We start from the raw sequence: 18,751 nt of genomic DNA, 5'->3' as shown, positions 1-18,751 counted from the left end.
TTAAAAACAAAAGCCACGAGCATTTTTTGGTGTTCGCAGCTTTTAATTATAATTTCCTGTTTACTTTTTCTTTACAGCTTTTTTAGGCTTTTCTTCCTTTTCTGTTTTTTCAGAAGAAGTTTCTTTCTTTTTTGCAGTCTTTTTAGGCTTCTCTTTTTCTTCAGGTACTGATTCAAGAACCTCCTCGTCAGCTTCTTCTGGCATTTCAGTTAGCTTGATCTCAATATTGTGTTTTTTTAATTGCTCATACCATTTCACCATTTTCTTCATATCGCTGGTATACACTTTTTCAAAATCCATTTCAGGATAAACTTTCTGAAAATATTTTGTCAGTGCTGCATTATCTTTTGTGTCAGGCAGTGAACCACCTGCTTTTTCAATGGCATTAAAAATATCCACAAGATTTACGTTATCCTGTTGTGTATAAATTTCAATGCTTTCCAGGTGTGAAAAATTATGACTGCGTGTAGCAGCAAATTTTGTGCTGCCATCATCCAGTGACCGTACCACTGCACCATCAGACTTACTGCTTACCAGTTCATACAAGCCGGGCAAACCCGTGACTGCTACCAATTTATTGTACTCCATGTTTAAAAAATTTTGGGAGTGCAAGATAACCCGAAAAGAGCAACTAAACTCTTTCGATTTATTTTTTATTCAACCTCCCGTTACCTCTTGTATTTGAATTAATTTACATCATAAGGAAACCATTAACCATGAAAAAGATACTCCTTTTTTCCTCAGTCATCATAATAACATGTTATAGTTGCAAGCAACCTGGCAACAAGGCACAGGCCCCGGCAACATCAAGGGATACTTCTATCAAATCAGGAACTTCCTACAGCGAGATATTTTTTGACAGCCTGCAAATGGAAAAATTTATTGGCAAACAACAGTTTCATGATTCTATTAAGAAAAGAATGCGAAATTTCTATAATGCCCGCAATTACCAATTTGCCTGGTTTTTTAAAGAAGGCATGGCCGACTACGCTTCTTCTTTTTATGTGGCGTATAAAGAGTACATCAGCTATTCGCAGGACAGTACTTTAAGAAATTATTCATTTGAAAAATTATATGATTCATTGTGGAGCGGGAATTTTAATTATGATATTAGCGATAGCATTGTATTAAATACGGAGTTGCTTTTGACCGGGCAATTTTTTCGCTATACCAGGAGAGCTTACCAGGGAAGAAATCAACTTGATGCACATGAATTAGATTGGTTTATTCCACGGAAAAAAATTGATCCCTCTGCACTACTTGATTCTTTATTGTCCCGAAAGGGTAAAAATTTAAAAGAACTCGAACCGGTAAACCGGCAGTATGATCTATTAAAGAGCTATCTTCTTAAATATTATGAGATCGAAAAAAAAGGTGGTTGGTCAATTGGAAAACCAGATAAGAAAAGTTATAAATTAAATGATACCTCGGCGTTGTTGTCACTAATTAAGAAAAGATTGTTTTTAACAGGCGATATGATCAAAGAAGATACGACTGTAATTTTTACAAAGGAATTAGAAGAGGCTGTAAAAAGTTTTGAGAAACGTTATGGATTCAAAGAAGATGGTATTATCACGATGTTGCTGATAAATGAAATGAACCGGCCTATAGAAGAACGATTACACCAGATTTTAATAAATATGGAACGCATTCGTTGGTTGCCTGCAGAGCCATCTACAGATTATTTGTTGGTGAACATACCGGAGTTTCGATTGCATGTATATGATAAAGGAAAATATAGCTGGAGCTCAAATGTTGTGGTAGGTAGTGCAGCGAACAATACAGTGATCTTTACAGGTAATTTAAAATATGTCGTTTTTAGTCCTTACTGGAATGTTCCCTCCTCAATCTTAAGAAAGGAAATATTGCCCGGAATAGCAAGGAATAAAAATTATTTGGCAAGACAACACATGGAATGGAATGGCAATAGCGTAAGACAAAAACCGGGACCATGGAATGCACTTGGGCAGGTTAAATTTTTATTTCCTAATACGTACAACATTTATTTGCACGATACTCCATCAAAAAGCCTTTTTAATGAAGACAAAAGAGCTTTTAGCCATGGATGTATCCGGCTTAGTGAGCCAAAAAGAGTTGCACAATATCTTTTACGAAATGATCCAAAATGGGATTCATTAAGAATAACAAAGGCAATGAATGCAGGGACAGAACAATATTATACTTTAAAAGAGCCTATCCCTGTTTTTATCGGCTATTTTACAGCTTGGGTTGACAGGGATGGTAAATTAAATTTCCGCGACGATGTTTATGGCCACGATAAAAAAATGAAAGAAAGATTATTTGCAAAAGCTAAATAAATTTCGTCATGGGAAGTAGTAGAGCTTCCGAAAGCAAGCTCTACTACTTAAATGTTAACTACTTTTTCCTTTTCGTCTGAAGCCAGCGAGAGAGATCAATCCAACAATACCAATTGTCGCGTATAAAACTCCTTTATCTCTCTTCGATTTATCATTTATTAAAGGAGCAAGTGTTGCATACTTAGCTTCAACAGGTATATATTTTTCTTCTGGTTCTTCAATCACTACATCCCAATCGCTATAGTTTTTACCTGTTAAATAAGTAAGCATTTCCATTTCATCAGCACGGCGCTGTTTCAGTTCTTTTAAGTATTTCTTTCCTGCATCACAAGCGAAATCACCTGTAGCCGGATGTGTAATAACATATCTTGCCTGGTAATTCTCTATATTGGGTGTTACCTGGAACATCAGGTCTTGTGGAAATGATTTGCGGTTATAGCGAACATGCAGTCTTGTGAAGTAAACTTTGTCTGAATAATCTTCTTCCTGCTGGTCCACATCTCCATAATCATTCCAATCACGGTTGATCCACCAAACGCCAGCTTGTACTAAATCTTGCGTTGATGGTGCGGTTGCAACACAAGGATCACATTTCACATAATTCTTCGGGCTTACATCCCATGCATACTCAAGCATTGCCAACGCTTTGCCTTCTTTATCCCATTGGTGCTGAAAAAGATTTGCATAAAAGTTGCCAAAATTGTTTTTTACAAACAACGGAACATTTTTACCGGTAGGCAATGAAATGGTTCTGTAATTCGTAGCTTCTATTCTGCCTTTTTTTGTAAACGCATATACGATCATATCCTGGTCGCCATCCGCATTAGCCATGCCGAGGCGGATGGGCAACATAAATTTGGGAGAAGAAAAACTGATCTGAATGGGACGCAAAAAATTACCGGGTAATTTTTTCTTTTCTGCTTCATTCACTTTCACTACAAAAAACTTCAGGTTGCTTTTTATATAAGGTTCAAGCACTTCTTCTGCACCATCCGGTATTTTATAACCATTCTCATCCAGCCATGTTTTTAATCCTGTTGATTCTTTTGCAGAGAGGATTAATATATCATATTCTCCTACTAAATACCTTGCTTCAATTTTTACAGTTTCTTGCTTTTTCTTAATTCCGTTAGCAGTAACCACAACCTCGCTCATTGCACCCTGCGAGTCCCGCATTGATTTGTAATACTCCCGCTGGTCGCATGGATTCTGGTCGTAATATTCAACCAATCTCGGTTTACTATATTCATTCAGTGTATTAAAAATGGATTGCTCTACTACTTTAATATCTTTTTTCTGTAAGACAACCGGCACCGGCACGACCATGGCAAAATCTTTCAGGTTGCCTTTAAAATCATTGTACATAGTGATCACATTCCGGTTACCATCCCGCACAATAATTACCTGGGATGTTTTGTTTTTTAATGTGCCGTCGGCCTTGCTTACATAAAATCCGCAAAACGCAGCGGCTTCATGGCTGATCATTGCCATAAGAATAATAGCAGCGGCTCCTTTTTTCAAAATTGGTTTCATGACTATTTGTTTGAGTTTATAAATAAGATTAAAAGAAAGAGTTGTTGTCGTCCATTTAAATTCCTTTGATTTAAAAACTGCATCCAGTAATGGAACAAGCGGAGCTGCTGCAACCAGTACCCAGATCACTGTGTTATACTTCCATTTAAAAGCGGCGAGATAAAATGCAACTACTGCAATCAACATGGCCCAAAGTATTCTTGCTACCGGGTGATTGGGCGAAGTGCGGGGATCGCTGATCATAAAAAATGTAAATAGTAATAAGCTGCCAGTACTTATTGAATGCAGGAAATGATCCATTGGCCAGCCGAGCACATAAACCTGCCGCCAATAAAGTAAGCCGATAAACGTAAGCAGGAACGCCAATGAAATATCAAGTTTCTGAACACGGGTTACTACAATTGTACCGAGTGTTATTACACCAAAGAAAATAACGGTATTACTTCCCCACTGTCCCGGGCTCAGCCACGCTTCTTTTGTAAGAAGCATTACTGCAATGATCCCAAATGCTGAAGGGTTGAAAAGATGTTTGTGATTAAATCTGAAAATATACTTTGAAGTAACCGTTAAAAAAGCAGCAAGTAAACTGATATACCAGTAATTTGTTTTAAGTAATAAACACAAACTCATCGCACTGATCAGGACACTGAAACCCCAACGGTCAAATTCATTTATTCGTAAAAAACGTTTTGCTTTGATCGAATCGGCACTGTATTGAAACATTAAACAGCCACCGATGCTGATGATATAATGGAGCCAGTCTGCATTCCAGCTCAGAAAAAAAATACCATAGGACAGAAAAATTGCCTGGAAAATTACCTGGAACCAGCGGGGGTCGAGGCTAAGCTTTGTTGGCCGCATAAGGTGTCGTTTGCCTCATAGGATGTCCCCAAACAGATAATTACATACGCATTTCCGGGAAAAAGTTTGGGGATCTCATTTAACAAAGTTTTTTACCGGTTTCTTACGCAACAGAGGCCATTATTAGTGGTTCAGCTGAGACAGCGAATGCAGATACTGTAAAAAAGTATATGGACAAATTATTGAGTGATGAAGCTTCTCAATCATCCACCATTAAAGAAAAAGGCAAAGTCTTTGTAAATGAAGGCAAGAAAATGCGGGTTAGCAGTTATGAATAATTACAACTAACCCGGCCCGTTTTTAATCCGGAAACTGTGATTTATCAATATTCGGAATGATCTTCAAAGCATTTTTGTAGTATACCTTTTTCAGAATGTTATCAGGCAAGCCCATTCCATACATAGCCCAGAAAGCATGATATTTTTTATGATAAGGAAAATATTCATCCTCTGTTTCCAGCACACGGAAATAGGTGGCATATTCTTCCGGTACCCAGCTGTCTTTCCCAAATAAGATCCTGTCCTGGTATTTTTCAAAAAACTTTTTTGCTTCTCGTGGTTGTCTTCCAAGTTCAGCAATCACGGCGCCAAACTCTACATACATGTTTTTCATTTCATCCATCAGTTGCCCGAGCTTTGGAAGATTGTTCGGATGCCAACCGAAATGTGCATTGATAAATGTTGTGTTCGGATGTTTTTTAAACATGCGGTGTTGTTCATCTATCAATTGCTGCCATGAAACAGTATCTGCATCACCGTTCTTTTTTCTTCCTGGTTTTGTTGCCAACTCAAGCCAGCGTTCATTGTTTTCATCCATCGGGTCCCAGAAAGATTTTGGATCGGCTGTATGAATAAGTACAGGTATTTTTAATTCTCCTGCTTTTTTCCAAACAGGGTCAAGCCGTGGGTCATCAACAGGAATACGTTTTCCAGTAATGTCCTTTTCAGTCATTCCAAGGCTTTTGTAGATCTTTAGACCATTCGCCCCATTCTTTACATCTGTTTCTAATTGAGCTGCTGCTTTTTCACCCCAGCCTTCTTCACCCACTCTATTGAAATTAACATTTGCAAAAACGATAAATCGTTTTGGATAGTTATCTTTTATATTTTTCGCCGATTGAACAATGCTGTTTCCACTCTGACCGCTCAGGTTCACCATCACTTTCATATTCAGCTTATCCATCTCGGTAATCAGTGTTGTGAGGTTTTGCGTCGGCATACTATACTGATGGTTGTGTACATCTATAAATGGAAATTTAGCTTTTGTTAATTTATGTTCCGGAACTACCAGAGTTGACTTGGGATTATATTTCTCAAAATCCATTTTCTCATTTGCTTGCCCGCGGGATATAACACTAATGGCGGATGCTATTAAAACAGTAAGAATTCTTTGCATTATTTAAACGATTTAAGGGCCTAAGCTAATGATATTGATAAGAAATAGCTTGCCTGAAATCAATTTCTGGCCTTTTTTATGAGTATCGAAGGTTTTTACAACGCAAAACGTCTAAAATTTGTTATTAATAACTCAACTTAAAAATTAAAAGAATGCAACAAAGATTTCTAATAATGCTTGCCCTTGTAATGGGAGCAACTACGATTGCGTCAGCGCAAGGTGGTGGCGGTGGTGGTTTTCAACGCCGTACCCCTGAAGAAAGGACAGCTGCTATTCACTTTAAACTGGATAGTGCTTTTAAACTGGAGGCTAAGACCTTTGCGATACTTGACTCTGCTTTAAATACGCTACACCGCAACCAGGATAAAAAAATGCAGGAGATGATGGCTGGTGGTCCCGGTACTGTTGACAGGGAAACAATGATGGCTGAAAGACAAAAATGGGATAATGCAAAAAATGATATTATCAAAGCTGTGTTGACAGAAGAACAATTTAAGATCTGGAAAGATTCTATTGAGCCCACTATGCGCCGTGGTGGTGGCGGCGGCGGTAACCGAAATACTAATTAATCTTTTCGTAGTTTAATGGCTATACATTACGCCGTTCTGCTTTTGCAGAGCGGCTTTTATTGCCCCATCCATTCTTTAAAAACTGATACATTGCAGGCTGACAACACCAACACATCTTCCTGATAAGCGGAAACATTAAGGGATAAGCCAAACAACAAAATTGACAGAAAACAGGTCTTGGATGAAACAGTTTGCTTATGAAAAAGATTGCTTTTGCTATTGCCGTCATTATTACTGTTCAATCTCTCGTAGCACAAAAACCTTGTTCGCTTCCTGTCTTTCGCCAGTTTGATTTTTGGGTTGGTAATTGGGAGGCATTTGCACCAAATGGAACTAAAGGTGGCGATAGTAAGATCAGCATCATACTTGACAGTTGTGTGATACTTGAAGAATGGACAAGTGCCGGTTCACAACAAGGGTTGATTTTCTCTGGTAAGAGTTTTAATATGTACAATGTTGCTACCAAACAATGGCAACAGACATGGGTTGATAATACTGGCAATACAACAGAGTTTTTAAGAGGAGAAGGAGCAGACGGTAAAATTGTGTATTATGCCGATAAGGTCGTTGGCCCCAAAGGAAAAGTATTTATGAGAAAACTCACTTTTACAAAACTCAGTAATGATAAGGTCCGGCAGTTGGGTGAACGCAGTGATGATGATGGAAAAACATGGACCACAGAATATGACCTGGAATACAGAAGAAAAAAATAAAGCTCCTTTATTTCGATCGTTTTACAATTAATTGCCGGAAACCGTTTAAAAGACCAATTGCCGTGATAAACGGTGAATAATACTCCCGGAGTTTTCTGACCTTTAAGGAAATCAAAGCAACCAAAACATGAGATCAATAATTTTGGCAGCTTGTATTGCTGTCATATTTCCCTGCTATCATGTCGATCATACACATCCGGCAAACAAGAAGATGGTAAATGGAAACTCTATCGTAAGATCTGGAAATCTGATATTCCTCCGCATCGCAAAATAATTTTACACAACACTAAAATATAAAAACATGAAAAAGCTGAATCTTACTGTTGCTTTATTCTCCTTAAGCATTGCTATAAATGCCCAGATGGATCTACCCCCTAGTGGTGGTAACCCAAGGGCAACTGTTTCCGAAGAAGTCGGTATCACTTCCATTACTATCAAGTATTCAAGACCTGATGTAAATAAACGGGAAGGAAAGCTATTTGGTGATGGCGCCAATTTTCCTGTTTCGTACGGGTTTACTACCGTCAACTTAAACACCAACAAAAACACTCAGCCCTGGCGTGCAGGAGCCAATGAAAATACGATCATTACATTTGAACATGATGTGAAAGTGGAAGGTAAAGATCTTAAAGCGGGCACTTATGGTTTGCATATGGCGGTATGGCCGGATAAAGCAACTGTTATTTTCTCTAATCAATCGGGCTCGTGGGGTAGCTTTTTTTACGATGAAAAATTCGATGCACTGCGGGTAGATATTAAACCTGTGAAGCTGGATAAATGCGTAGAATGGTTGAAGTATGAATTCATTGAGCAAAGGGAAAAATACTGTGTAATTGCATTGCAATGGGAATATCTTTCTTTTCCATTTAAGGTAGATGTAGATGTTGACAATATCGTAATTGCAAAACTGCGTGATGAAGTAACAAGTCAGAAAGGATTTACCCAACAAAACCTTATTGCAGCTGCAAACTTTTGTTTAAATAAAAATATCAATCTTGAAGAAGCGTTGGCGTGGGCACAACGTGCATCAGGACTTAAAAGCTTTCCAACACTAAGCATATTGAGTAATGCGTATGCAAAAAATAATAAACTGCCACAGGCGGATTCTGCAATGAACGAAGCGTTAGTGTTTGCCAACACTAACCAGTATATGGCTGCTGGCAGGAATATGATAACTGCAAAGAGATTGGACAGATCATTAGAAATTTTTAATGCAAATCAAAAAAAGAACGGTGATGTGCTTACTGTAAATGCGGGGTTCATGTCTTATTACTCTGCAAAAGGAGATTTTAATAAAGCAATTGAATATGCTGAGAAGGCTTTGGCACAATCTCCCGAACCACAAAAAGCTGCTATCAGCGCAAATATTGCAAAGCTGAAAGAAGGGAAAGATATTAACCAGTAAGATTTATATCAACCTCAATAACTAAATCAATTCAATATGAACAATGCAATCAGTTGGTTCGAGATTGGAACTACAGATCTTGACAGGGCAACAAAATTTTACGAGACAATTTTTAATATCAAACTTAATCCGCTTGATCTGCCTAATATTAAAATGCGGATGTTTCCTTTGAATGATATGATGACACAGGTAGGTGGTGCATTGGTTGATAGTGGTGGTTTTCACAAACCTTCCGGTACCGATGGCCCATTGATCTACCTGAATGGAAACCCTGATGTGCAAATTGTATTGGATAGAGTAGAAGCTGCCGGAGGAAAGATCATGGTTCCAAAAACAGAGATCAGCCCGGAGTATGGTTATATGGCTGTTATTTTTGATACGGAAGGAAACCGCATTGGTTTGCATTCAGTACCTCAAAAATAATTTTATGGCGTACAATGAAAAGCTAGCTGACATGACAAGAGAGTTGATCTCTCTTACACATAAAAATGTGGAGGAGAAAGCCATGTTCGGAGGATTATGCTTTATGGTAAACGATAAAATGTGTGTCGGTGTAGAAAAAGAAAGGCTAATGGTTAGGCTTGATCCTGCCAAATATGAAGAAGTGATTGAAAAAGAAGGTTGCAAACCAATGGATTTTACCGGAAGAATAATGAAGGGGTTTGTATTTGTTGATGCAGACGTTTTAACAACAAAAAAGAAACTTGAGTACTGGGTGACCCTTGCATTAGAGTATAATAAAATTGCAAGAGCAAGTAAGAAGAAACCAACAAAGAAAAAGAAATGAAATTCGATTTAAACAAATCTTATCAAATACTTGAAAGAACACCGATTGTTCTGAAAAAATTACTCAACGATCTTGATGAAGATTGGATAATAAATAATGAAGGGCCTGAAACATTTTCGCCTTATGATGTAGTGGGACATTTGATCCATGGCGAGAAAACAGACTGGGCTGCACGAACAAAAATCATTGTGGAGTTTGGTTTATCAAAACCATTTATACCCTGGGACCGGTTTGCACAGTTTGAAGAAAGCAAAGGAAAAACATTGTCTCAGTTACTTGATGAATTTGAAAAAGTAAGACTCGAAAACGTAAATTGGCTAAAGTCTTTGAAGTTGGCGGAAGCGGATCTTGACAAAAAAGGAATGCACCCGAAATTGGGAGAAGTAGCGTTGCGAAACCTATTATCAACGTGGGTGGTACATGACCTAACACATATTGCACAAATAACAAGGGTAATGGCCAAACAATACAAAGAAGAGATGGGGCCATGGCCTGAGTTTTTCAGGATACTTAGTTTCTGATTTATCACCAACGCCAAATACTATGCTTTCTAATTTTTCATTCCGGATTCAATCTGCTTCATGCAGGTATACGGTCAACGCTTACCTTGTTAATGAATCAATTAAAAAACTTTGTATGAAAAAGATATTATTCCCAACAATGTTCCTGCTTATTTGCTTTATATCAAAAGCGCAGCAGCCGGTGCTTGTTTCACCGCAATGGGTAAATGAAAATTTAAAAGATCCTGACCTGGTAGTTTTATATACCGGCTTTGTTGTAAAATCAGATTATGACCGTGAGCATATTGAGGGTTCCCGTTTTCTGTGGCCTGAGTGGCTTGCTTTCAATACGCCGGAAGCAAATATGGTTTCTGCTGATGCAAAAACAGCGACTAAAGTGCTGCAGGAGCTGGGCATTAATAAAAATTCAAAAGTTGTGATATGTCACAGAGGTGGGGATGTAACAATTGCTTCCCGGATGTTTTTATCATTAGAACATTATGGACTGAGGGGACAGGTATCTTTTTTAAATGGTGGATTAGAGGCATGGAAAAGAGCTGGCTACCCGGTAACCAATAAACCATCCGATTTTAAAAAAGGAAATTTTACAGCAAGTGATAATGGTTTGCTGGTAACTAAAGATTATGTACAAAATGCTTTGCAGGCAAAATCATCAGAAGTAATTGATGCAAGGATGAAACGCTGGTATGATGGCGATCCAACAGGTAATCCAAGAGATGGTCATATCACCGGCGCTAAAAATATTCCTTACCCGGATATGGTTGATTCAACCAATTCAATTAAACCAAGAGAGGTATTGGAGAAAAATTTTACTTCTGTAGTACCTGATAAAAACAAAGAACTTGTTGTGTATTGCTTTATCGGTCAAACCGCCAGTGTGGATTATTTGGTTGGCCGTTCATTAGGTTACAAAATGAAACTGTATGATGGCAGTATGCAGGAGTGGAGCCGCGATGAAAAAATGCCAATGGAAAAAACAAAGAATGATTAGAATCCATTTCAAGAAATAAAAAACTCCGAAGAAATTTCGGAGTTTTCTTTTATTATAATCTTTATTTCTTCCTTGTATATTTTATTTCCATCATTTTAAATTCCTTTCCTGTTTTTGGATCAGGACCATACATTTCCATCTTCTCATTATTATCATCCACTATTTTATATACCTGTCTCAAAGTACACTCAAGACCATTGACAGGGTTTTTTTGTTTACCAGTAAGATTAATAGTTTTAGTAGCAGCATCCCACTTTCCTCTCATAACCATCATGCTTGTATTCATATTTTCAATCCAGGTAGAAACAATTTCTTTCGTAATGTTATCATATCCCACTGTAGAAATTCCATTAAAAGGCATTCCCATAAAATCCCCGGAAAATGTTGACTGTTGGAAATGTCCATCTAATATCGACTTCGTAACCTGTGTACCGGTCATTTTATTGGCCGGTCTGTCTATACCATCCCAATAGGTCATCTCGGCTGTCCATTTACCATTTGATTTGGCAAGCATTTTATGTTCTTCCCCCAATGCTCCAGCGGCCATCATGGCATTCATGGCTGCGGCAGAGTCAATGGGGATCCATGCTTTCTCTTTGGGTTCTTCTTTAACTTCTTCCGATGCTTTATCGGAAGTGGTTTCGCTTTTTGAATCGCTTGCTTTTTCATCATTACAAGCAAATAAAAATGCGGTAGCTGCGCAAAGAATTAAGGTTTTCTGTTTCATATAAAAGTTGATTTAAGGTTTTACTTTTTTCTTTTGAATGTGCCTTCCATGAATTTTACTTCTTTTCCATCATAACCATCGCCATACATTTCAAGTGTGTAGGTGTTATTATCTATCATTTTCATTACTTCTCGTATTCCGCTATCTTTCCGGTTACAGGATTTGACTGGGTTCCTTTCAGGTTTAGTGTTTTTGTTGCTTCATCATAAGATCCTGTCATTACAATAATCCCCGAACCAAGATTATCAATCCATGTTGATACAAATATTTTTTTGAATTATCAAAACCCGTCAGGCTTTTTCCTTCAAATGGCATGCCCATCATGTTTCCGGCAAGCTTTCCTTCCTGGTAAAGGCCATTTAATGTCATTGAATATGTTTGTGAAACTTTTGATGTGTCCGGTTTAGAGGGATCCATATAACCGATTACTGTCGCATCCCATGCTCCATTAAAAGATGCCAGCCATTCGTGCATTTTTCCGGGTTTTGCAAAATCTTCCATCGCTTTGTTCATTGCCGCAGGATCTATTTGCGGAGCGGTTTCGGTTTTGCTTTCTGTTGCGGCAGTCGTTTCAGCTGGTTTGTTTTCTTCGCTTTTCTTTTCATCATTGCAGGCAAAAAGAATAGCAGCAGTGCAGATAGTCAGGAATGCCCGTTTCATAAAAATTTTTAGGAAGGAAAAGGTACAAATAGTCCCGTTTCCCAAAAAATTATTTCCCGATGAACTGAGAAATTTTCAGGACAAACGGAATCAGGAAAACTGAAACAATTTGATTTGCATGACAGTTGCGATGCTTGTAGCCTTTTCTTTAGCAAGAAAAGCTTTATCTCCTTCAAATAGTTCATCCACTGTTTCCTTAAAATAGCGGAGCCAAGTTTCAAAATGATGCTTTTGAATGGGTGCTTGCCGGTGAAGATCGATATGTGGCTGCATGGTATTTTTCCTGTAAGTATCCGAGCTAAACAATACGCTGTCCCAAAAATCAACAAGTTCGGGCAGGTGGTGCTCAAGATTTATTTTAGCTATATCTGTAAAAAGATAACTGATTGAAGGATCGCTTAACAGTTTTTCATAAAACCGTGTAACCAATAAAAGCAGATCTTCTCTTGAGGAAATATCCTTTTTCATTTTATTTAATGTGCTTCCAGCCAGCTTTTTCCTTCGCCACATTCGGCTGTTACCGGCACTTTATGTGGCAGCGGCATTGCTGCTTCCATACATTCAATGATCAATGGTTTCAATTCTTTTGCCTCTGATTTTAATGCATCAAAAACCAATTCATCATGTACCTGCAAGATCATCCGGCTTTGCATTTTTTCTTTTTTCATTGCTGCATGTACTTTCTGCATTGCCAGTTTGATCATATCCGCAGCCGTTCCTTGTATAGGTGAGTTGATGGCATTTCTTTCTGCAAAACCCCGAACGGTGAAATTGGCGGAGTTAATATCTCTTAACCATCTTTTTCTACCCATTAACGTTTGCACATATCCATGTTCTCTTGCAAAATTGATCGTGTCATCCATATATTTTTGAATGCCGGGAAATTGCTTTTTATAATTATCAATTATTTCTTTCGCCTCTGTTCTTGAAATACCCAAGTTATCTGCCAACCCGAATGCCCCTTGTCCGTAAATGATCCCAAAGTTTACACTCTTGGCTTTATAGCGCATTTCTTTGGTTACATCTTTTTCGGCTACATTATAAACCCGTGATGCGGTTGCAGTATGAATATCTGTTCCATTACGGAACGCTTCACACATGTTTTTATCACCGCTGATGGCAGCAACAATTCTTAATTCAATTTGCGAATAGTCAGCAGAAAGAAGAATGTGTTTGCTATCTCTTGGTATAAATGCTTTTCTTATTTCTTTACCTCTATCTGTTCTTACGGGAATATTTTGCAGGTTGGGGTTATTACTTGCCAAACGTCCTGTAACAGCAACAGCTTGTCCGTATGTTGTATGTACCCTTCCCGTTTTTTTATTTATCAGCAGCGGAAGTGAATCAACATAGGTTGATTTGAGTTTGGTTAATTCCCTGAATGCAAGAATATCGTCAACGATCTGGTGACCTTTAGCTGCCAGTTTCAGTAATACATCTTCTCCCGTTTGATACTGGCCTGTTTTTGTTTTCTTGGCTGATGGGTCCAGTTTCAGTTTATCAAATAATACTTCACCTAATTGTTTGGGTGAAGCAAGATTGAAACGAACGCCGGCTTGCTTATAAACACTTTCCTCAGCTTTCTTTGCATCTTTCTCCAGTTCTTTTGAGTAATCATTCAGAAAATCCTCATCAATTCTTATTCCCTCATATTCCATATCGGTCAGCACTTTCACCAATGGATTTTCTACTTCGTAAAAAACTTTCTCCACTTCTTTTGTCTTTAAAAGCGGCAGAAAAATATGTTTAAGTTGTAAAGTGATGTCGGCATCTTCAGCAGCATAGTCCTTAATTTTTTCCAGTTCTACATCCCGCATACTTCCTTGTGCCTTTCCTTTTTTTCCGATCAACTCTTCAATATGCACCGGCTCATATCCCAAATATTTTGCACTGAGATCATCCATACTTCTTTTGCCGTCGGGTTCTATTACATAATGCGCAAGCATCGTGTCAAACAAATTGCCGGTTATTTCAATTCCATACCATTTCAGCAACAGCATATCGTACTTGATGTTCTGACCAATCCACGTTTTTTTCTTATCAGCAAATAGGGATTCGAAATGAGAAAGTATTTCTTTTGTTTTTTTCTGATCGGCCGGGCAGGGTATATACCAGGCCTCACCAGGTTTTATAGAGAAACTTAGACCAACAAGCTCAGCTACATTGGCATCAATGCCGGTGGTTTCAGTATCAAAACATATTTCATTCTGTTTTTTTAATTCGGCAACGAGTTTTTTAATAGCAGCGTCAGTTGTTACCGCTTCGTATGTATGTTCGGTGTTATTTATACTTTTATCAACCGTCATCCCGCCTTCTGATTCATTATCTTTTGGTACGGGTATGGTTTGCTTTGGTTGTTCAATAATATTTCCGAATAGATCCGTTTGTACACCCTGTGGTTGTTCTTTCTTGATAAAATCATTGTTGGTAGATGCAAATGAAAAATCATCTCCCAGCAATCTTTTGCCCAGCGTTTTAAATTCAAGTTCTGTAAATACTTCTTTAAGTTTTTCTTTATGCCATTCCTTTACTTTAAAATCTCCTTCATGAAATTCAACCGGCACGTTGGTAATGATAGTTGCCAGTTTTTTTGAAAGTATGGCCATCTCCTTTCCTTTCTTTACTTTTTCACCCATGGCGCCCTTTATATTCTCTGCATTTGCTAAAGTATTTTCCACTGTTCCATATTCTGCTAAAAATTTTGCAGCGGTTTTTTCTCCTACCCCCGGTATTCCAGGAATATTATCAACTGCATCACCCATCATTGCGAGTATGTCAATTACCTGGTCCACCCGTTGTATGTTCCATTTGGCACATACTTCTTCTGGCCCCATTATTTCTACATCACCTCCCTGGTAAGCTGGTTTATATATTTTCACTTTTTTTGAAACCAATTGACCGTAGTCTTTATCAGGGGTAACCATGTATACTTCATACCCGGCTTTTTCAGCTTGCTTGCTTAATGTACCAATTACATCGTCGGCCTCATAGCCATCAATGGCAACGACAGGAATATTAAAACCTTCGATGATCTTTTTAATATCCGGAACAGCAGCGCTGATGTCCTCGGGTGTTTCTTGTCGGTTAGCTTTATAATCGGCAAAATCAGTATGTCTTTCGGTTGGCGCAGAAGTGTCGAAACAAACAGCCATATGCGTGGGCTTTTGTTTGTTCATTAGCTCCACCAATGTATTGGTGAAACCAAACTGGGCATTTGTGTTTTTACCTTTTGAAGTGACCCGCGGATTGCGGATGAGTGCATAATAGGCTCTGAATACAAGAGCGAATGCATCGAGCAGGAATAGTTTTTTTTCAGCCATTTTGCTAAGGTAATTATTTCAGCCCTCAGCAGAATAGCCATTTATAATATCTGGCCTCAATTTATGGCAACAAAAAACCCAGATCCTAGAAAGGGCCCGGGTTGGTTTTATTATAACTCTGCTTCGCTTGCTTAATTGATAGAAAGTTTTAAAGGCTGGCCTGATACAGGCTCGTCTTTTGTAGCAGCAGCTTGTTGAGTTGCCGGTACAGTTACTTCATTTTTCTTCTGCGAGTATTGCTCAGGATTTTCAACCAATACAGTACCGCTGAAAGCGGCTGCATTTACTTGATTGTTACTGTCAGATACTGCCGCCACTGCCATATTATCCTTGTGAATAAAATTCAGGTACAGGGCGAAGAACAGAAGGTTGAATGCAAAGAAATTTAAGATTTTACGGACACGACGTTTCATAACTATTGGATTTACTGGTTTAACAAATATTGGATTCGTTGTTCTGAGGACTAAAGTAGAGAAGCTATTTAGTGTGTGCAATCTTTGGAGCATCGAAACAATAAAAGTCGGGCACTAATACTCTGAGTGTGGCTCGTATATCTACGAATCTCCGTTCACCTCTTCATTTCTTCCAGCTGTTTTTGAAGACGAAACATTTCATCTCTCAGTCTTGCCGCTTCCATAAAGTCCATATCTCTAGCTGCTTTTTCCATTTGCTTTTTAGTTTGAGCAACAGCCTTTTCTGTTTGTGGAATGGTTTTGTATGTTTCCTGATCCTCGGCAGCAATGGTCACCAGGTCATCATCATTTGCAATAGCATACGGGTTTTTAAGATCGAAGCCTTTTATATCCAATACCGATGTTTGTGCAAAAACATCCTGAGTTGTTTTCTTAATTGTGGTTGGGGTAATACCGTATTTAATATTCCATTCAATTTGTTTTTCGCGGCGGCGAGTAGTCTCATCAATTGTACGTTGCATGCTTTCCGTCATCTTATCTGCATAAAAGATAACAAGACCATCTACATTTCTTGCAGCACGGCCGGCTGTTTGTGTCAAGCTTTTTTCGTTGCGCAAAAAACCTTCTTTGTCTGCATCAAGAATTGCTACCAAAGAGACTTCAGGCAAATCCAATCCTTCACGTAAAAGGTTTACACCAACCAATACATCTATTTCTCCCAATCTTAACTGTCGAAGAATCTCCACTCTGTCAAGTGTATGCACTTCGCTGTGTATATATTTTGATTTGATATTGATACGCTTCAGGTATTTATCCATTTCTTCTGCCATCCGTTTGGTCAATGTTGTTACTAGAACCCTGTCACCTTTTGTTACACGTTTATCAATTTCATCCAGTAAATCATCAATCTGGTTTACACTTGGACGAATTTCAATCGGTGGATCTAATAATCCTGTTGGTCTTACAACCTGTTCGACAACCACGCCACCACATTTTTCCAGTTCAAAATCATCGGGTGTTGCCGAAACAAAAATGGTTTGATTCAGCATTGATTCAAATTCCTGGAAATTAAGTGGGCGGTTATCCATTGCGGAAGGCAAACGAAAACCATAATCAACTAAAATTAATTTCCTGCTTCTATCGCCACCATACATACCGCTTACCTGCGGAATGGTTTGATGGCTTTCATCTATCACACACAAAAAATCATTGGGGAAATAATCCAGCAAACAGAATGGCCGTGTCCCGGGTTTGCGTCGGTCAAAAAATCTCGAATAGTTTTCTACCCCATTACAATAACCGAGTTCACGGATCATTTCAACATCGTAATTGACTCTTTCGCTCAGTCTTTGTGCTTCAATATATTTTCCTGAGTTTTTAAAATACTCTACCTGTGCATTTTTTTCATCCTGTATCTCGTAAAGAATTTGCTGAATCATATCTTTTGGAGCCAGGTAAAGATTGGCTGGAAAGATAGCGGCATTATCTAATACACTAAAGCGTTTACCGGTAACTACATCAAAGCTTTCTATTTCTTCTATTTCATCTCCAAAAAAAGTAATACGATAGCCGTTATCCAAATAAGGAAGATTGATATCAACCGTATCTCCTTTTACCCTGAAGGTTCCTCTTTTAAATTCAAGTGTTGTTCTTGAGTAAAGAATATTCACCAGCGAATGAAGAAAACCCTGTCTTGAAAGTGTTTGTTTTTTATGAATGCGAATAATCCCATTTGCAAATTCATCAGGATTTCCAATACCATAAATACAGCTCACCGATGCGACAACAATGATATCTCTTCTTCCGCTAAGCAATTCAGATGTTGCGTGCAGTCTTAATTTATCAAGCTCATCATTGATGGATAGATCCTTTTCAATATAAATATCACTTACTGGCAAGTATGCTTCTGGCTGATAATAATCGTAATAAGAAACAAAATAACCTACTGCATTTTCAGGAAAGAATTGTTTGAACTCGCCATACAACTGAGCAACCAATGTTTTATTATGTGTAAGGACCAGCGTTGGTCTTTGAACATTCTGAATAAGATTAGCAATAGTAAATGTCTTTCCACTACCTGTAACACCCAGCAGGGTTTGATATCTTTCCCCATTCAACACTCCTTCCGTCAATTGACGAATTGCATCCGGCTGGTCGCCAGCGGGGGGAAAAGGAGCATGGAGATTAAAGGCAGACATAGTCTTGCAAATTAATAATTCTTTGCATGCAAGAGATGGCTATAAGCCATCTTCTTCTTTCTTAATTTCCTTATCCGTAAAAAATGTTCCCAGTGGGATAACAGAAGCGATTCCAATACGGAATGCTTTTTTGAATGTCCATTTTCTCACCACCCATGCCTTTATAACAAAATAAGCATAGAGCACAAATAATGCTCCATGTACCCAGCCGAAAACCAGTACAAATCCTGGCTTGTGAAAAATATATTTTAGCGGCATGCAAATAAGCAACAACACTAAAAATGAAATGCCTTCAATAATTCCTGAGTAGCGAAGGTTATGTAATAATTTTTTTTGCATA

Annotated in this window: 20 protein-coding genes; 8 read left to right on the top strand and 12 right to left on the bottom strand. The window is 38.3% G+C overall.

The features are described 5' to 3' along the window. Positions 1-60: 60 nt before the first annotated feature. Positions 61-588: a hypothetical protein gene (locus E6H07_05305; protein TMI65339.1), complete on the bottom strand. Its 528-nt coding sequence runs from the start codon at positions 586-588 to the stop codon at positions 61-63. Between the two features lie 128 nt (positions 589-716). Here E6H07_05305 and E6H07_05300 point away from each other — a divergent pair, with 128 nt between their 5' ends. Continuing rightward, complete coding sequence (locus E6H07_05300) at positions 717-2,318, top strand: hypothetical protein (GenBank protein TMI65338.1); 1,602 nt, start codon at positions 717-719, stop codon at positions 2,316-2,318. Positions 2,319-2,372: 54 nt separating this feature from the next. On the opposite strand, the gene E6H07_05295 is transcribed toward E6H07_05300, so the two are convergent. Both E6H07_05295 and E6H07_05290 read right to left on the bottom strand, forming a co-directional pair. Further along, positions 2,373-4,712: a DUF2330 domain-containing protein gene (locus tag E6H07_05295; GenBank protein TMI65337.1), complete on the bottom strand. Its 2,340-nt coding sequence runs from the start codon at positions 4,710-4,712 to the stop codon at positions 2,373-2,375. 300 nt (positions 4,713-5,012) lie between these two features. Continuing rightward, a complete protein-coding gene (locus tag E6H07_05290) occupies positions 5,013-6,107 on the bottom strand; it encodes an amidohydrolase (protein TMI65336.1) in 1,095 nt (364 codons plus the stop codon). Between the two features lie 152 nt (positions 6,108-6,259). Between E6H07_05290 and E6H07_05285 the strand changes: the two genes are divergently transcribed. From E6H07_05285 to E6H07_05255, 7 genes are all read left to right on the top strand, one after another. Continuing rightward, positions 6,260-6,676, top strand: coding sequence for a hypothetical protein (locus E6H07_05285; protein TMI65335.1), 417 nt, complete (start codon positions 6,260-6,262; stop codon positions 6,674-6,676). 197 nt (positions 6,677-6,873) lie between these two features. Then, positions 6,874-7,389 (top strand): hypothetical protein, encoded by a 516-nt coding sequence (locus E6H07_05280; GenBank protein ID TMI65334.1) that lies wholly within the window; start codon positions 6,874-6,876, stop codon positions 7,387-7,389. A gap of 301 nt (positions 7,390-7,690) precedes the next feature. Further along, positions 7,691-8,794, top strand: a complete 1,104-nt coding sequence (locus E6H07_05275; GenBank protein TMI65333.1) for a DUF2911 domain-containing protein — start codon at positions 7,691-7,693, stop codon at positions 8,792-8,794. 36 nt (positions 8,795-8,830) lie between these two features. Further along, on the top strand, positions 8,831-9,217 hold the full coding sequence (locus tag E6H07_05270; GenBank protein TMI65332.1) for a VOC family protein: 387 nt from the start codon (positions 8,831-8,833) through the stop codon (positions 9,215-9,217). A 4-nt stretch (positions 9,218-9,221) separates the two neighbouring features. After that, positions 9,222-9,581: a TfoX/Sxy family protein gene (locus E6H07_05265; GenBank protein ID TMI65331.1), complete on the top strand. Its 360-nt coding sequence runs from the start codon at positions 9,222-9,224 to the stop codon at positions 9,579-9,581. Continuing rightward, entirely contained in the window at positions 9,578-10,102 is a 525-nt protein-coding gene (locus E6H07_05260; protein ID TMI65330.1) for a DinB family protein, read from the top strand. The genes E6H07_05265 and E6H07_05260 overlap by 4 nt, the downstream gene beginning before the upstream one ends. 22 nt (positions 10,103-10,124) lie before the next feature. Continuing rightward, positions 10,125-11,093 carry a sulfurtransferase gene (locus tag E6H07_05255; protein ID TMI65329.1) on the top strand — a complete coding sequence of 323 codons (969 nt, stop codon included), beginning with the start codon at positions 10,125-10,127 and terminating at the stop codon, positions 11,091-11,093. Positions 11,094-11,154: 61 nt separating this feature from the next. Here E6H07_05255 and E6H07_05250 read toward each other — a convergent pair whose 3' ends face one another. The 9 genes from E6H07_05250 to E6H07_05210 form a co-directional block, all read right to left on the bottom strand. Then, positions 11,155-11,820 carry a DUF1579 domain-containing protein gene (locus tag E6H07_05250; protein ID TMI65328.1) on the bottom strand — a complete coding sequence of 222 codons (666 nt, stop codon included), beginning with the start codon at positions 11,818-11,820 and terminating at the stop codon, positions 11,155-11,157. Between the two features lie 20 nt (positions 11,821-11,840). Next, positions 11,841-11,945: a DUF1579 domain-containing protein gene (locus tag E6H07_05245; protein ID TMI65327.1), complete on the bottom strand. Its 105-nt coding sequence runs from the start codon at positions 11,943-11,945 to the stop codon at positions 11,841-11,843. Then, on the bottom strand, positions 11,945-12,088 hold the full coding sequence (locus tag E6H07_05240) for a DUF1579 domain-containing protein (GenBank protein TMI66470.1): 144 nt from the start codon (positions 12,086-12,088) through the stop codon (positions 11,945-11,947). Before E6H07_05240 ends, E6H07_05245 begins: the two co-directional genes overlap by 1 nt. Further along, entirely contained in the window at positions 12,040-12,480 is a 441-nt protein-coding gene (locus E6H07_05235; GenBank protein TMI65326.1) for a DUF1579 domain-containing protein, read from the bottom strand. The genes E6H07_05240 and E6H07_05235 overlap by 49 nt, the downstream gene beginning before the upstream one ends. Positions 12,481-12,570: 90 nt before the next feature. Beyond that, positions 12,571-12,948 (bottom strand): group III truncated hemoglobin, encoded by a 378-nt coding sequence (locus tag E6H07_05230; protein ID TMI65325.1) that lies wholly within the window; start codon positions 12,946-12,948, stop codon positions 12,571-12,573. A gap of 5 nt (positions 12,949-12,953) precedes the next feature. Then, positions 12,954-15,800 carry a DNA polymerase I gene (polA, locus tag E6H07_05225; GenBank protein ID TMI65324.1) on the bottom strand — a complete coding sequence of 949 codons (2,847 nt, stop codon included), beginning with the start codon at positions 15,798-15,800 and terminating at the stop codon, positions 12,954-12,956. A 131-nt stretch (positions 15,801-15,931) separates the two neighbouring features. Then, positions 15,932-16,213 (bottom strand): hypothetical protein, encoded by a 282-nt coding sequence (locus tag E6H07_05220; GenBank protein ID TMI65323.1) that lies wholly within the window; start codon positions 16,211-16,213, stop codon positions 15,932-15,934. 155 nt (positions 16,214-16,368) lie between these two features. Further along, positions 16,369-18,411 carry an excinuclease ABC subunit UvrB gene (gene uvrB, locus E6H07_05215; protein TMI65322.1) on the bottom strand — a complete coding sequence of 681 codons (2,043 nt, stop codon included), beginning with the start codon at positions 18,409-18,411 and terminating at the stop codon, positions 16,369-16,371. A gap of 39 nt (positions 18,412-18,450) precedes the next feature. Continuing rightward, positions 18,451-18,750 (bottom strand): DUF3817 domain-containing protein, encoded by a 300-nt coding sequence (locus tag E6H07_05210; protein TMI65321.1) that lies wholly within the window; start codon positions 18,748-18,750, stop codon positions 18,451-18,453. Position 18,751 lies beyond the last annotated feature (1 nt).

This window comes from Bacteroidota bacterium (assembly GCA_005882315.1).
Taxonomy (GTDB): Bacteria; Bacteroidota; Bacteroidia; order Chitinophagales; family Chitinophagaceae; genus VBAR01.
This window is presented reverse-complemented; position numbering and strand designations above follow the sequence as displayed.

Bases quoted from the DNA above. Each gene is read 5' to 3' on its own strand.
- E6H07_05305 (TMI65339.1), bottom strand. From the start codon at position 588: ATGGAGTACAATAAATTGGTAGCAGTCACGGGTTTGCCCGGCTTGTAT.
- E6H07_05300 (TMI65338.1), top strand. From the start codon at position 717: ATGAAAAAGATACTCCTTTTTTCCTCAGTCATCATAATAACATGTTAT.
- E6H07_05295 (TMI65337.1), bottom strand. From the start codon at position 4,712: ATGCGGCCAACAAAGCTTAGCCTCGACCCCCGCTGGTTCCAGGTAATT.
- E6H07_05290 (TMI65336.1), bottom strand. From the start codon at position 6,107: ATGCAAAGAATTCTTACTGTTTTAATAGCATCCGCCATTAGTGTTATA.
- E6H07_05285 (TMI65335.1), top strand. From the start codon at position 6,260: ATGCAACAAAGATTTCTAATAATGCTTGCCCTTGTAATGGGAGCAACT.
- E6H07_05280 (TMI65334.1), top strand. From the start codon at position 6,874: ATGAAAAAGATTGCTTTTGCTATTGCCGTCATTATTACTGTTCAATCT.
- E6H07_05275 (TMI65333.1), top strand. From the start codon at position 7,691: ATGAAAAAGCTGAATCTTACTGTTGCTTTATTCTCCTTAAGCATTGCT.
- E6H07_05270 (TMI65332.1), top strand. From the start codon at position 8,831: ATGAACAATGCAATCAGTTGGTTCGAGATTGGAACTACAGATCTTGAC.
- E6H07_05265 (TMI65331.1), top strand. From the start codon at position 9,222: ATGGCGTACAATGAAAAGCTAGCTGACATGACAAGAGAGTTGATCTCT.
- E6H07_05260 (TMI65330.1), top strand. From the start codon at position 9,578: ATGAAATTCGATTTAAACAAATCTTATCAAATACTTGAAAGAACACCG.
- E6H07_05255 (TMI65329.1), top strand. From the start codon at position 10,125: ATGCTTTCTAATTTTTCATTCCGGATTCAATCTGCTTCATGCAGGTAT.
- E6H07_05250 (TMI65328.1), bottom strand. From the start codon at position 11,820: ATGAAACAGAAAACCTTAATTCTTTGCGCAGCTACCGCATTTTTATTT.
- E6H07_05245 (TMI65327.1), bottom strand. From the start codon at position 11,945: ATGAAAATGATAGATAATAACACCTACACACTTGAAATGTATGGCGAT.
- E6H07_05235 (TMI65326.1), bottom strand. From the start codon at position 12,480: ATGAAACGGGCATTCCTGACTATCTGCACTGCTGCTATTCTTTTTGCC.
- E6H07_05230 (TMI65325.1), bottom strand. From the start codon at position 12,948: ATGAAAAAGGATATTTCCTCAAGAGAAGATCTGCTTTTATTGGTTACA.
- polA (TMI65324.1), bottom strand. From the start codon at position 15,800: ATGGCTGAAAAAAAACTATTCCTGCTCGATGCATTCGCTCTTGTATTC.
- E6H07_05220 (TMI65323.1), bottom strand. From the start codon at position 16,213: ATGAAACGTCGTGTCCGTAAAATCTTAAATTTCTTTGCATTCAACCTT.
- uvrB (TMI65322.1), bottom strand. From the start codon at position 18,411: ATGTCTGCCTTTAATCTCCATGCTCCTTTTCCCCCCGCTGGCGACCAG.
- E6H07_05210 (TMI65321.1), bottom strand. From the start codon at position 18,750: ATGCAAAAAAAATTATTACATAACCTTCGCTACTCAGGAATTATTGAA.